The following is a 14570-nucleotide window of genomic DNA, read 5'->3' as shown; positions in this document are numbered from 1 at the left end:
CGCCATCCCGACTCAGTGGAGGAAAACATGCGCCTGATTCAATTTGAAAATACCGCTGGAGAACGCCAGGTCGGCGTGGTCGAGGGTTCCCTTGTGCAGGTGTTGAACAACACCGGCAGCACCCGTGAACTGGCCCTCGCGGCCATCCGTGCGCAACGCAGTCTGCAGGATGAAGTGGCCCTGCGCGGCACCCGGCCGGGCCCGGATTACGCGCAGCTGTTGCAGCAGGGCAAGGTCCTGCCGCCGCTGGACCACGACGACCCGGCGCACTGCCTGATCAGCGGCACCGGCCTGACTCACCTGGGCAGTGCCTCGGCGCGGGACAAGATGCACCAACATGACGGTGCGGTCGAAGCCGGCATGACCGACACCATGCGCATGTTCAAGTGGGGCCTGGAAGGCGGCAAACCGGCGGACGGCCAGGTCGGTGCGCAACCCGAGTGGTTCTACAAGGGTGACGGCAGTATCGTCGTGCGCCCCGGCGCGGACTTTCCGGTGCCCCCGTTCGCCGAGGATGCCGGTGAGGAACCGGAGTTGACCGGTCTCTACGTGATCGGCGACGACGGCCTGCCGTATCGCGTCGGTTTTGCCTTGGGCAACGAGTTCTCCGACCATGTGATGGAGCGGCGCAATTACCTGTACCTGGCGCACTCGAAACTGCGCAGTTGCGCCTACGGTCCCGAGTTGCGCGTCGGCGAATTGCCCCGGCATCTGGTCGGCACCAGCCGCATCGTGCGCAACGGCGAAACCCTCTGGGAAAAGGAATTCCTCAGCGGTGAGGACAACATGTGCCACAGCCTCGCCAACCTGGAATTTCACCACTTCAAGTACACGCAGTTCCTGCGTCCCGGCGATGTTCACGTGCACTACTTCGGCACCGCGACGCTGTCGTTCGCCGACGGGGTGAAGACCCAGCCGGGGGATCGGTTCCAGATCAGCCTCGACGAGTTCGGCGCGCCGTTGGTCAACGGTATCGGCGAAAGCGCGCAGCCACTGCCCATCGGCCAGGTGCGTACGCTTTAACTCTTCACTTGTCAGCCGCTCAAGGAAACCTCATGACCACGTTACTGGGCCACAACTACATTGGCGGGCGACGCAGTGCCAACGGCACCGTGCAACTGCAAAGTCTCGATGCCACCACCGGTGAACCCTTGCCGGTGCGGTTTTTCCAGGCCAGCGAAGCCGAGGTGGATGCCGCCGCCAAGGCCGCCGCTGCGGCCTACCCGATCTACCGCAACCTGAGCGCGGAAAAACGCGCCACGTTCCTCGACGCCATCGCCGATGAAATCGATGCGCTGGGCGATGAGTTCGTCGCCACCGTGTGCCGCGAAACCGCCTTGCCGGCCGCTCGTATCCAGGGTGAACGGGGTCGCACCAGCGGCCAGATGCGTCTGTTCGCCAAGGTCCTGCGCCGCGGTGACTTCTATGGCGCGCGGATTGATCGGGCGCTGCCGGACCGGCAGCCGCTGCCGCGTCCTGACCTGCGTCAGTACCGCATCGCCATCGGCCCGGTGGCAGTGTTCGGTGCGAGCAACTTTCCACTGGCCTTTTCCACGGCCGGTGGCGATACCGCGTCGGCCCTGGCCGCCGGCTGCCCGGTGGTGTTCAAGGCGCACAGCGGGCATATGGCGACGGCCGAGTGGGTCGCTGACGCGATCATCCGCGCGGCCGAACGCACGGGCATGCCGGCGGGTGTGTTCAACATGATCTACGGCGCGGGCGTGGGCGAGTGGCTGGTCAAGCACCCGGCGATCCAGGCGGTCGGGTTTACCGGTTCGCTCAAGGGCGGCAATGCCTTGAGTCACATGGCCGCGACCCGAGCGCAGCCGATCCCGGTGTTCGCCGAAATGTCGAGCATCAACCCGGTGTTCCTGTTGCCCGAAGCGCTCCAGGTGCGTGGTGAGCAGATCGCGGCGCAACTGGCCGGTTCGGTGACGTTGGGGTGTGGCCAGTTCTGCACCAACCCGGGCCTGGTCATCGGCCTGCGCTCGCCGCAATTCAGCGCATTTTTGCAGGCGTTCTGCACCTCCATGAACGAGCAACCTGCGCAGACCATGCTCAACGCCGGTGCGCTGGCCAGCTACAGCCATGGGCTGGTCGAGCTGCACGAACATCCCGGGCTGACGCACCTGGCGGGCAAACCGCAGCAGGGCCGGCAGGCACAACCCCAAGTGTTCAAGGCCGACGTCAGCCTGTTGCTCAAGGGCGACGAACTGCTTCAGGAAGAGGTCTTCGGACCGACCACCATCGTCATCGAAGTCGAGGATCGGGCGCAGCTCGCGGCAGCGTTGCACGGCTTGCGCGGGCAATTGACCGCGACACTGATTGGCGAGGCCGACGAGTTGCTGGAGCACCGCTGGCTGACCGACGTGCTGCAGGAAAAGGTCGGTCGGATCTTGCTCAACGGTTATCCGACCGGCGTCGAAGTCTGTGACGCCATGGTCCATGGCGGGCCGTATCCGGCGACGTCGGATGCCAGGGGGACGTCGGTGGGGACACTGGCGATCGACCGCTTCCTGCGGCCGGTGTGCTTCCAGAATTATCCGGATGCGTTGCTGCCCGAGGCGTTGCAGGACAGCAATCCGCTGGGGATACGGCGGTTGGTGGATGGGGAGGTGAGTCAGGCAGCTTTGTAGTGGCTGAACGAATCGCGAGCAGGCTCGCTCCCACAGTGATGAGGGTGTACACAGATTCCTGTGTTACCCGAGATCCTGTGGGAGCGAGCCTGCTCGCGATGCTTTTACCGACCCACCTGCCGGGCCGGCTTCAACACCAACCACAACGCCGCCGCAATCAACACTCCGCCATACACGTGCGCAATCGACAGCGGTTCATCCAGCAACAGCGCGCCCCACAGCACGCCAAACGGTGGAATGAGGAAGGTCGTCGTCATCGATTTCACCGGGCCGATCGAGCTCAGCAGGCGGAAGTAGATGATGTAGGCGAACGCCGTGCACACCAGCCCCAACCCCAGCAACGACAGCCAGACGTTCCAGCCGCCCCAGCTCGCCGGTGGCTGGCTGAGCACGCTGTAGCCGAACAGCGGCAGCAGGAACAGAGTGGCCCCGAGCATGCTGCCCAGCGCCGACAGGCGACTGTCGAGCCCTCCGGCCTGATCGAGCCAGCGGCGGGCGAGAAACCCGGCAAAACCATAGCAAGTGGTGGCCAGCAGGCAGGCGAGGGCGCCCATCAACAGTTGCAGGTCGAACGCCACCGGACCGGCGCGGGTCAACACACCCACGCCGAACAGGCCGAGAAACACCCCGCCGAGTTTGGCGGCGGTGAGCCGTTCACTGAAAAACAGCCCGCCGATCAACACGCCCATCAACGGCGTCGTCGCGTTGAAAATCGCCGAGTAGCCGGCAGGCAGTACCTGGGCCGCCACCGAATAGAGGGTCGCCGGAATGCCCGAGTTGATCACCCCGAGCAACATCACGGTTTTCAGCTTGCCCTTGAAATCCCAGCGCACGCGCAGCAGCCCGAGAATCGCCAGCAACCCGACGGCGGCTATCGAGACACGGAAAAACGCGGTGGGAATGGGGCCGATCACCGGGGCAATGATGCGCATGAACAGAAAGCTCGCACCCCAGATGGCCGCCAGCGACAGCAGACGCACAGAATCGACAGGGCTCACGGTGCACTCCTTCCTTTGATGGGGGCGAGAGTGTTGCCGAGCGCCCGGTCGATGGCAACCGAAAAACCGGCATCAAATTACAAAGCGCGTCACCAGGCCGTTGAGGTCAACCGCCAGCCGCGACAGTTCATGGCTGGCGGCCGAGGTCTGGGTGGCGCCTGCCGCGGTCTGGGTCGAAAGATCGCGGATGTTCACCAGGTTCTGATCGACTTCCCGGGCCACCAACGCCTGCTGTTCGGCGGCGCTGGCGATCACCAGGTTGCGTTCGTTGATCTGCGAGATCGACGCGGTGATTTTCTCCAGCGCATTGCCCGCACTGTTGGCCCGGCGCAAGGTCTGGTTGGCATGCTCGGCGCTGCTTTGCAAAGCGCCGACCGTGGCCCCGGTGCCTTGCTGGATGTTGGTGATCATCAGCTCGATTTCTTCGGTGGAGTTCTGCGTGCGTTGCGCCAGCGAGCGCACTTCATCGGCCACCACGGCGAACCCGCGTCCGGCTTCACCGGCGCGCGCCGCTTCAATGGCGGCATTGAGTGCCAGCAGGTTGGTCTGGCCGGCGATGCCGCGGATCACCTCCAGCACCTTGCTGATGTCCTGCGCCTGGACGGCCAGGCCCTGGGCCTGTTCCGAGGCGCCCAGCACTTCACTGACCAGCCCCTGGATCGAGGTGATGGTTTCGCTGACCTGAAGGTGCCCGTGCTTGCTGTCCTCGTTCGATGCCTGGGACGCTTCGGCGCTGGACACGGCATTGCTGGCCACTTCATCCACCGCCGTGCTCATTTCGGTGACGGCGGTGGCGGCCATTTCGATCTGGTCGTTCTGTTGTTGCAGGCTGCGGGTGCTTTCCTCCATCACCGAACTCATCTCTTCGGCGGCGGAAGCCAGTTGTCGGGCCGACTCACTGATGCCGTGGATGGTCGAACGCAGGTTGCCCTGCATGTCGGCCAGGGCATCGAGCAACTGCGCAGCTTCGTCCTTGCCATCGCTGACGACTTTGCCGCTGAGGTCACCCGAGGCAATCCGGCGGGCGACGTCCAGGGCCTGATTGATGGGCGTGGTGATGCTGCGGGTCAGCGCCCAGGCCAGGAGCAGGGTGGCCAGCAAGGCAACGACGATGATCGAGCCGACGATCCATTGCGCGCGCTGGTACAACGCCGTGGCGGCATCGGCGGCGGCGTCGGCACCTTGCTGGTTGAAGCTGATCATCGACTCCAGGATTTTGTCCAGCTGGGTGCCCTGCGCGTTGGATTCGACGTTGAGGTGCTCGTAGGTCTGGCTGTCATGGCCGGCGTCGATGTGGGCAATGACCTGGTCGACGAGCGACAGGTACTTGGCGACGGTTGACTTCAGGCTGTCGAGCATGGCCCGTTCCTGATCGCTTGACAGCAGGGCCGCGTGATCCTCGAGACGCTGGAGCAACTCCTGGCGTTGGGCGCTGATGATGCCCTTGCTCTTCTGCCTGACCTCACTGTGGCTGCTGGTCCTGAGGCGCAACGACTCCAGGCGGATGGTCGCGATGTTGGCCGCGCTGTCGTGGATGCGCTCGCTGCTCGGCATCCATGATTCTTCAATGATTCTGGCGCTTTCGCGCAAGGTCGCCATCTGACCGAGACCAAACAGTCCGACCAGTACCAGAAGACTGGCGAGAACGGCGAAACTCAAACTGGCACGCAAACCGATGCGCAGGTTCCTTAACGGCATGAAAATGCTCCTTGGGCATATGAGAGAGGTAGTCCTCGTTGACCGAAGATCTTGTTATCAGGCGGGTAACGGCGGCGTGTATATCAAAGTGCCACTACTTTGGTAAGGCCACCTTGGGAGGCGTTCAGGGGGCCACGAAGGTTTGAAGTGGGCGGCGCAAACTGGCGTGCGCCTCCAGGATTGGATCCGAAGGCCACGGAATTCGAGGTCTGTGGATGAATCGATTCATCACTGAGATGCGCTGATGGAAGGTCGTTTATTGACTAAACGGTCGACTTAAAAAAACCGAAAAAATATCTGTGTCCAAATGAATCATCCGCAACAACGGCCGAAAATACCCTTCTCCTGCACCGGGTTGACTGGCTAAGCTCAGGTCTTCCAGATACCCGCAGAGGTTTCACCATGCCGCAGCAATGGCCCGCCGCCGACATCGCCCGAATGGTCCTCGATGGCTTTGACGATTACCGTGAGCATTTTCGCCAGATCACCGACGGCGCCCGGGCGCGTTTCGAGCAGGCCCAGTGGCAGGCGACGCAGGTGGCGTCGGCGGCACGGATCAACCTCTACGAAGAAAAAGTCAGTGAAACGGTGGAGCGGCTGCGCATTGCCTTCGATACCGACACCCTGGATGTCAGTTGCTGGCCGCTGGTCAAGAGCGCCTACATCAGCCTGATTGACCTGCGCTTCGACGATGAGTTGTCCGAGACCTGGTACAACTCGATCTTCTGCGGCCTGTTCAGCCATGACCTGATCAGCGATGGCTGCATGTTCATCCACACCACCCGGCCCAGCCTGCGCCGGGCGCGCGCCGCGCAAACCCGCACCTACAAACCCCAGGGGCACTTGGCGGAGATGCTCGCGAGCATATTTGCCGACTACCGTTTCCGCGAGGATTACGCCGACCTGCCGGGCGACCTGCGACGCCTCGAGGTGCAATTGCGCGAGAACCTGCCGGACTGGGTGTGCAAGGATCCGGACCTGAGCGTCGAGTTGTTCTCCTCGGTGCTGTACCGCAACAAGGGCGCGTACCTGGTGGGGCGCATCTTCACCGCCGATGAGCAATGGCCGCTGGCGATCCCGCTGCTGCACCTGGAAGGTCGCGGCATCCAGATCGATGCGCTGATCACCGACGAAGCCGACGTGTCGATCATCTTCTCCTTCACCCGTTCGTATTTCATGGTGGATGTGCCGGTGCCGGCGGAGTTCATCGGCTTCCTCAAACGCATCCTGCCGGGCAAGCACATCGCCGAGCTGTACACCTCGATCGGTTTCTACAAGCACGGCAAATCGGAGTTCTACCGGGCGCTGATCAATCACCTGGCCAACACCGACGACCAGTTCATCATGGCCCCCGGCGTGCGTGGCATGGTGATGAGCGTGTTTACCCTGCCGGGTTTCAACACCGTGTTCAAAATCATCAAGGACCGGTTTTCTCCGTCGAAAAACGTCGACCGCGCCACGGTGATCGAGAAGTACCGGCTGGTGAAAAGCGTCGACCGCGTCGGGCGCATGGCCGATACCCAAGAGTTCGCCGACTTCCGTTTTCCACTGGGTAAATTCGAACCGGCATGCCTTGAAGAATTGCTGGAAGTGGCGCCGTCCACCGTGTCGGTCGAAGGTGACACGGTGCTGATCCGCCACTGCTGGACGGAGCGGCGGATGACGCCGCTGAACCTGTACCTGGACAACGCCAACGAGGCGCAAGTGCGCGAGGCGCTGGACGACTACGGGCTGGCGATCAAACAACTGGCGGCGGCCAACATCTTTCCCGGCGACATGCTGCTGAAGAATTTCGGCGTGACCCGTCACGGTCGCGTGGTGTTCTATGACTACGACGAAATCTGTTTCCTGACCGAAGCCAACTTCCGCCACATCCCGGCGCCGCGCACGCCCGAGGACGAAATGGCCTCGGAGCCGTGGTATTCGATCGGGCCGCTGGACGTGTTCCCGGAAGAGTTTCCGCCGTTCCTGTTTGCCGATGCGGGGCAGCGCAAGTTGTTCGACCAGTTGCATGGCGAGTTGTACAACGCCGATTACTGGAAGGGTTTGCAGGAGGCGATTCGGGCCGGGAAAGTGATCGATGTGTTCCCGTATCGGCGCAAGGGCCTCGATAACGAGTAGCTCTGTGTGTCCGCTTCGCGAGCCGGCTCGCTCCCACACTGGGTCTGTGCCGACCCTGCAATCGGCGGCACCACCGTCAACGGTGGGAGCGAGCCTGCTCGCGAATCGGCCGCGCAGCGGCCGTGAAATCTGCGACAATCGCCCCCCTGCGCCACTAGACGACTTATTGCGTACCTGATGACTGACGAATCGCCTTCCATCGACAAACTGCTGAAAAACCTCGATCACGCCATGCTCGCCGACCGTCACCGGCTGCGGCGGCAGTTGCTTGAGCTGCGCAAGAAACCCGACGAGGCCAAGCTGGCCCAATGGGTGGCGCGCATGCAGGCGTCCTGCGATCAGGTGCTGGCGCGCAAGGCCAGCCTGCCGGTGATTCGTTACGACGACAGCCTGCCGATTGCCGCCAAGCGCGACGAAATCAAGCAGGCGCTGGAAAAGCACCAGGTGTTGATCATCGCCGGCGAGACCGGCTCGGGTAAAACCACCCAGTTGCCGAAGATCTGCCTGGAAATCGGTCGTGGCCAGCACGGCCTGATCGGCCACACCCAGCCGCGCCGCATCGCCGCGCGCAGTGTCGCCAGCCGGGTCGCCGAGGAACTGGGCACGCCTTTGGGCGCGCTGGTCGGTTACCAGGTGCGTTTCGAGGATCAGAGCGACGCCAACACCCTGATCAAGCTGATGACCGACGGCATCCTGCTGGCGGAAACCCAGAACGACCGTTACCTGGAACGCTACGACACGATCATCGTCGACGAGGCCCACGAACGCAGCCTCAACATCGATTTCCTGCTGGGTTACCTGAAAACCCTGCTGCCGCGCCGTCCGGACCTGAAAGTCATCATCACCTCGGCGACCATCGACCTGGAGCGGTTCTCCAGGCACTTTGACGACGCGCCGATCGTCGAGGTGTCCGGTCGGACCTTCCCGGTGGACACCTGGTATCGCCCGCTGACCCTGGAGCAGGACGAAGAGGGCAACCGGGTCGAGGATGACCTGACCGTGGACCAGGCGATTCTCGCCACCCTCGACGAAATCGCCGCTTATGAACGCAGTGAGCGGCGCAGTCCGGGCGACGTGCTGGTGTTCCTGCCCGGTGAACGAGAGATCCGCGACGCCGCCGACATGCTGCGCAAGGCCCAGCTCAAGCACACCGAAATCCTGCCGTTGTACGCGCGGCTCTCGCCGGCCGAGCAACAGCGGATTTTCCAGTCCCACCCGGGGCGTCGCGTGGTGCTGGCGACCAACGTCGCGGAAACCTCGCTGACGGTGCCCGGCATTCGTTACGTGATCGACAGCGGCACCGCGCGCATCAGCCGCTACAGCTACCGGGCCAAAGTCCAGCGCCTGCCCATCGAAGCGATTTCCCAGGCCAGCGCCAACCAGCGTAAAGGCCGTTGCGGACGGGTCGAGCCGGGTATCTGCGTACGCTTGTACAGCGAAGAGGATTTCCTCGGTCGCCCGGAATTTACCGATCCGGAAATCCTGCGCACCAACCTGGCCGCCGTCATCCTGCAGATGCTGCACCTGCGCCTTGGCGAAATCACCGATTTCCCCTTCATCGAGCCGCCGGATGGCAAGGCCATCAGCGACGGTTTCAACCTGTTGCAGGAACTCTCGGCGGTGGACCGCAACAGCCAGTTGACGCCGCTCGGTCGGCAGTTGGCGCGGTTGCCGGTGGACCCGCGCATGGGCCGCATGCTGCTGGAGGCGGCGAAGCTGGGCAGTTTGCAGGAAGTGCTGATCGTCGCCAGCGCCATGTCGATCCAGGACCCGCGCGAGCGTCCGCCGGAGCGTCAGCAGGCGGCGGACCAGGCGCATGCGCAGTGGAAAGATCCCGATTCGGATTTTGCCGCGCTGGTCAATCTGTGGCGCGGTTTTGAAGAGCAGCGCCAGGCGCTGAGCGCCAGCCCGCTGCGCAACTGGTGCCGCAAGAACTTCCTCAATTACCTGCGCCTGCGCGAGTGGCGCGACTCCCATCGCCAGTTGAGCCTTATTTGCCGCGACCTGCAGTTAAGCCTCAACAAGGAGCCGGCGGATTACCCGAAACTGCACAAGGCGGTGCTGGTGGGGTTGCTCAGCCAGATCGGACAGAAAACCGAAGACGGCGATTACCTCGGCGCCCGTCAGCGGCGGTTTTGGATTCACCCGTCTTCGGGCATCGGCAAGAAGCGCCCGCAATGGCTGATGACCGCCGAACTGGTGGAGACCACCAAGCTCTATGCGCGCATGGTCGCCAAGATCGACGCCGACTGGATCGAGCCATTGGCCGGGCACCTGATCAAGAAGAACCACTTCGAACCCCATTGGGAGAAGAAGCGCGGGCAGGTCGTGGCCTACGAGCAGATCACCTTGTTCGGTCTGATCGTGGTCGGTCGCCGACCGGTGCATTTCGGTCCGGTCGACCCGGTGGTGTCCCGCGAACTGTTTATCCGCGAAGGCCTGGTACGCGGTGAAATCCAGTCGAAGGCCAAGTGCCTGGCGGCCAATGCGCAGTTGCTGGAGCAACTCGACGAACTGGAAGCCAAGGCCCGTCGACGCGACATTCTCGCCGACGAAGAAACCCTGTATGCGTTCTACGATGCGCGGCTGCCGGCGGAAATCCATCAGACCGCGACCTTCGACAGCTGGTATCGGGTCAACAGCCAGAAAGATCCACTGCTGTTGATCATGCGCGAGGAAGACGTGCTGGCCCGCGAGGCCAGTGAAGTCACGGCGATGCAATACCCGGATACTTTGCACATCGGCGACCTGGAGCTGGCGCTCAGTTATCACTTCGAGCCCAACCATCCACGCGATGGCGTGACCTTGCGCGTGCCGGCGCCGCTGTTGCCGATGCTGCCGCCGGAGCGCCTGGAATGGCTGGTGCCGGGGGTGATCGAGGCCAAGTGCATCGCCCTGGTGCGCAACCTGCCCAAGGCGCTGCGCAAGAATTTCGTACCGGTGCCGGACTTCGTCAAGGCCGCGTTGCAGCGCATGACCTTCGCCGAGGGCTCGTTGCCCCAGGCGCTGGGTCGCGAACTGCTGCGCATGACCGGTGCGCGGGTCAGTGATGAGGCCTGGGCTGAAGCTGCGCAACAGGTCGAAAGCCATCTGCGCATGAACCTGGAAATCGTCGACGGCCAGGGCAAGTTCCTCGGCGAAGGGCGTGATCTGGCGCAACTGACTGCGCGCTTTGCCGAGGCGAGCCAGGCGGCGCTTGCGGTGCCGCAGACGGCGAAGAGCCAACAGCCGGTGGAGGCGAAGGTCTTTGCCGCCGTGGCGCAAAAGACTCAACAGAAGATCGCCGGGCTGTCGATGACGGTGTATCCCGCGTTGGTGGAAGAGGGCGGTACGGTCAAGGAAGGGCGCTTCTCGACGCCGGCCGAAGCCGAATTCCAGCACCGCCGCGCCCTGCAACGCTTGCTGATGCAGCAACTGGCGGAACCGGCGAAGTTCCTGCGCGGCAAGTTGCCGGGGCTGACCGAGCTCGGCCTGCTGTACCGCGACATGGGGCGCGTCGATGCGCTGGTGGAAGACATTCTGCTGGCCAGCCTCGACAGTTGCATTCTCGACGGCGAAGACCCGTTGCCCCGCGATGGCGCTGCATTGGCGGCGCTGGCCGAGCGCAAGCGTGGCGGCTGGACCGAACATGCCGAGCGTCTGGCGAAGCTGACCCTGGAGATTCTCAAGCTCTGGCACGGCCTGCAAAAACGCTTCAAGGGCAAGATCGACCTGGCGCAGGCCGTGGCCTTGAACGACATCAAGCAGCAACTCAGCCAACTGGTGTATCCGGGGTTTGTCCGCGAAACGCCGATGCAATGGCTCAAGGAGTTGCCGCGTTACCTCAAGGCCATCGAGCAGCGTTTCGAAAAGCTCGGTGCCCAGGTGCAGAAGGACCGGGTCTGGAGCGGTGAGCTGTCTGCGCTGTGGACCCAGTACCAGACCCGCGCCGCCAAGCACGCGCAGGAAGGCAAGCGCGATCCGCAGCTCGAGCTGTATCGCTGGTGGCTGGAGGAATACCGGGTGTCGCTGTTCGCCCAGCAGTTGGGGACCCGGGTGCCGATCTCGGACAAGCGCCTGAGCAAGCAGTGGAGCCTGGTGGAGCCCTAGCACAATTCCCTGTGGGAGCGGGCTTGCTCGCGAAAGCGCTGCGTCAGTCAACATTGGTGTTGACTGACGGCCCCTTCGCGGGCAAGCCCGCTCCCACAGGGGAATGTCGTTGTTCTTGCAAAAGGCGCCAAAACCCGGCGTTTATGGCAAACTTCGCGACCATAAATGCCGGTTTCGCGACCCAGAGCCTTCGCTCGGGGCGGATCTCGGAATAAAGCGACGCCAGGTTTGCGTCCCCGGGATGGGAACAGACCCTTTGTGTATTGGTACGTCGGTGCCAATGCTTTCTGCCTGAACAGATTAGAGAAACGACCATGCATAATGTCGTCATCAGCGGCACCGGCCTGTACACCCCGGCCAACAGCATCTCCAACGAAGAGCTGGTGCAGTCTTTCAACACCTACGTCGCGCAGTTCAACGCCGACAACGCCGAGGCCATCGCCCGTGGCGAAGTCGAAGCCCTGACCGAGTCCAGCGCCGCGTTCATCGAAAAAGCCTCGGGCATCAAAAGCCGCTTCGTCATGGACAAGGAAGGCATCCTCGACCCGCAGCGCATGACGCCACGCCTGCCGGAGCGCTCGAACGATGAGTGGTCGGTGCTCTGCCAGATGGCCATCGGCGCCGCCGAGCAAGCCTTGCAGCGCGCCGGCAAGACCGCTGCGGACATCGACGGTGTGATCGTTGCGTGTTCCAACCTGCAACGCGCCTACCCGGCCATCGCCATCGAAGTCCAGGAAGCGCTGGGCATCCAGGGTTTCGGTTACGACATGAACGTGGCCTGCTCCTCGGCCACTTTCGGCATTCAGGCCGCCGCCAACAGCATTCAACTGGGCCAGGCCCGGGCGATCCTGATGGTCAACCCGGAAGTCTGCACCGGTCACCTGAATTTTCGTGACCGCGACAGCCATTTCATCTTCGGCGACGCGGCCACCGCCGTGATCATCGAGCGCGCCGACCAGGCCACGTCGCAGTACCAATTCGACATCGTCAGCACCAAGCTGCTGACCAAGTTCTCCAACAACATTCGCAACAACTTCGGTTTCCTCAACCGCGCGGCGGAAGAGGGCATCGGCGCCAGGGACAAGCTGTTTGTCCAGGAAGGTCGCAAGGTGTTCAAGGAAGTCTGTCCGATGGTGGCCGAACTGATTGGCCAGCATCTCGAAGAGAACCAGCTCAACGTCGCCGACGTGAAGCGCTTCTGGCTGCACCAGGCCAACCTCAGCATGAACCACCTGATCGTCAAGAAGTTGCTGGGCCGCGATGCGACCGAGCAGGAAGCCCCGGTGATTCTCGACACCTACGCCAACACCAGCTCCGCCGGTTCGGTGATTTCGTTCCACAAGAACCAGGACGACCTGGCGCCCGGTTCGCTGGCGGTGCTCAGCTCGTTCGGTGCCGGTTATTCGATTGGCAGCGTGATCCTGCGCAAACGCTGAAAAACATCTGTAGGCGCGAGCTGGTTTCGCAGCAACAAAAAAACTCGCGCTGCGGGTATCGGACGGATGATGGGGACCGATACGGCAACGCGAGTTTATGAAGTCAGCTCAGGCTTCCCTGCCCGAGTCGTGTAGCGGGGATCAGAACTTGGCTTCAGCATCCAGTTGCAGGGTGTTGATCTTCGAGTCCCGCAGGGTGGCGTTGGTGTAGTCGGACTTCGCCATGAAGTACGTCGCGCCAAGGGCGAAGTTCTTGTCCAGCTCATAGTTCACTTTCAGCTTGCTACCGCGCGAACCGGTGAAACCGTTGGCGAAGTCGGAGTCGGTGAAGGCACCGACCACGGCGTTACGCTGCACGTCGCGATAGTTGTAGTCCACGCCGAAGCCATAGAACTTGGTCTTCACGCCGGCCAGCCAGCCTGTGTCCTGGTCGTTGCTGGCATCTTTGTTGTTGACGATCTGACCGTACAGCGACAGCGGCATGGGCAGGCCGCCGATGTCGAGCTGACCAAAGCCTTCGTACAATTTGAACTGTTCGTTCGGGGTGTTGCCGTTGGTGGCCAGTACCGATGGGATGCTGGTGCCGCCGGCGGTGATGTCGTCGTCGTTGTCGTAGCCGTAGACGCTGCCACCCAGGGTCAGTTTCAGGTTGTCGGTAATCGCGAAGCGTGCGCCCAACTGGCCGGCGTACAGGCGCAGGTCGTGTTTGAACTGCACGCCGTCGCCATCGACGTTGTCCTTGAGGGTGTAGTGGCCGGCGCTACCGAACAGTTCTGCGGTGGAGCCCAGCGGGTATTTATAGGACAGGGACAGACCTTCCGGGCTGATGTCGCTATCCCAGATGATGTCGCCCATGCTCACCCATTGCTGTGGCATCTTGCCGCCAACGATGTGCAGGTTCTTGGCGAAGTCAGGGTGGTAGTCGACGTAACCCTGGTCCAGCCAGATCGACTTCTTGTCGAAGTAGTTGTCCAGACTCTGGTTGGTGGAACGCGCGTCGTCGTTGTTACCGGTGGCAATACGGATACCGGTGTCGACTTGCGGGTTGATTTCGGTGTAGGCACCCAGGCGGGCACGAACGCGCTGACGATCCTGGTCGCGGTTGTTCGAAACACCGTCGTTCTTCACGGTTTCCTGACGGAAACGCACGTCACCCTTGAACTGGGTCTTGGCAGCCCACGCCAGTTTCTGGTCGAAGGAACTCAGCTCGTTGGTTTTCTTGGCGGTCGCTGCGATCTGCTCATTGGTCTCTTGTTGAGCCTGGCGAGCGATTTGCTGTTCTTTCTGATCCCGGGCCAGTTCGGCTTGCAGTTCGCTGTACTGCGCGTTGGTAATCGAGCCGTTAGCCTTGAGCATGTCGAGCAGTTTGGCGTCGACTGCGGCGCTGGCCGGTACACTCATGGCCAGCAGCAGGCCGCCACACAGGGCCGCCGCAGTTTTCGTGGAAGCAAGACGCATATCAATCTCCGAAGGATGAGAGAGGATGACGGGGTCATCCAGGACACAACCGACCGTGGAAGGACGGAAAACAGTGACCGGGTTAGAACCCGGCGCTCTAAAAACTGGCGCCAGTATCGCGATGGTTTATGACA

Annotated in this window: 8 protein-coding genes; 5 read left to right on the top strand and 3 right to left on the bottom strand. The window is 62.5% G+C overall.

All coding sequences use genetic code 11. The features are described from left to right. Window positions 1-27: 27 nt before the first annotated feature. Window positions 28-1023 carry an AraD1 family protein gene (gene araD1 / locus ACM6IM_RS13665; RefSeq protein WP_414865393.1) on the top strand — a complete coding sequence of 332 codons (996 nt, stop codon included), beginning with the start codon at window positions 28-30 and terminating at the stop codon, window positions 1021-1023. 32 nt (window positions 1024-1055) lie between these two features. Beyond that, window positions 1056-2636 (top strand): aldehyde dehydrogenase (NADP(+)), encoded by a 1581-nt coding sequence (locus ACM6IM_RS13660; protein WP_414865392.1) that lies wholly within the window; start codon window positions 1056-1058, stop codon window positions 2634-2636. A 104-nt stretch (window positions 2637-2740) separates the two neighbouring features. Here the strand turns inward: ACM6IM_RS13660 and ACM6IM_RS13655 are convergent, their stop codons facing one another. Both ACM6IM_RS13655 and ACM6IM_RS13650 read right to left on the bottom strand, forming a co-directional pair. After that, a complete protein-coding gene (locus ACM6IM_RS13655) occupies window positions 2741-3634 on the bottom strand; it encodes a DMT family transporter (RefSeq protein ID WP_414865391.1) in 894 nt (297 codons plus the stop codon). 72 nt (window positions 3635-3706) lie between these two features. Further along, complete coding sequence (locus ACM6IM_RS13650) at window positions 3707-5332, bottom strand: methyl-accepting chemotaxis protein (protein WP_414865390.1); 1626 nt, start codon at window positions 5330-5332, stop codon at window positions 3707-3709. A gap of 402 nt (window positions 5333-5734) precedes the next feature. Between ACM6IM_RS13650 and aceK the strand changes: the two genes are divergently transcribed. The 3 genes from aceK (at window position 5735) to ACM6IM_RS13635 (ending at window position 12978) form a co-directional block, all read left to right on the top strand. Beyond that, window positions 5735-7453, top strand: a complete 1719-nt coding sequence (aceK, locus tag ACM6IM_RS13645) for a bifunctional isocitrate dehydrogenase kinase/phosphatase (RefSeq protein WP_414865389.1) — start codon at window positions 5735-5737, stop codon at window positions 7451-7453. Window positions 7454-7630: 177 nt separating this feature from the next. Then, window positions 7631-11542, top strand: a complete 3912-nt coding sequence (gene hrpA / locus ACM6IM_RS13640; RefSeq protein ID WP_414865388.1) for an ATP-dependent RNA helicase HrpA — start codon at window positions 7631-7633, stop codon at window positions 11540-11542. 314 nt (window positions 11543-11856) lie between these two features. Next, window positions 11857-12978 (top strand): beta-ketoacyl-ACP synthase III, encoded by a 1122-nt coding sequence (locus ACM6IM_RS13635; RefSeq protein WP_192302233.1) that lies wholly within the window; start codon window positions 11857-11859, stop codon window positions 12976-12978. Window positions 12979-13119: 141 nt separating this feature from the next. Here ACM6IM_RS13635 and ACM6IM_RS13630 read toward each other — a convergent pair whose 3' ends face one another. Further along, on the bottom strand, window positions 13120-14436 hold the full coding sequence (locus ACM6IM_RS13630; RefSeq protein WP_192302232.1) for a putative porin: 1317 nt from the start codon (window positions 14434-14436) through the stop codon (window positions 13120-13122). Between the last annotated feature and the right edge of the window lie 134 nt (window positions 14437-14570).

Origin of the sequence: Pseudomonas sp. IT-P12 (assembly GCF_949767465.1) — a bacterium.
Classification (GTDB): domain Bacteria; phylum Pseudomonadota; class Gammaproteobacteria; order Pseudomonadales; family Pseudomonadaceae; genus Aquipseudomonas.
This window is presented reverse-complemented; position numbering and strand designations above follow the sequence as displayed.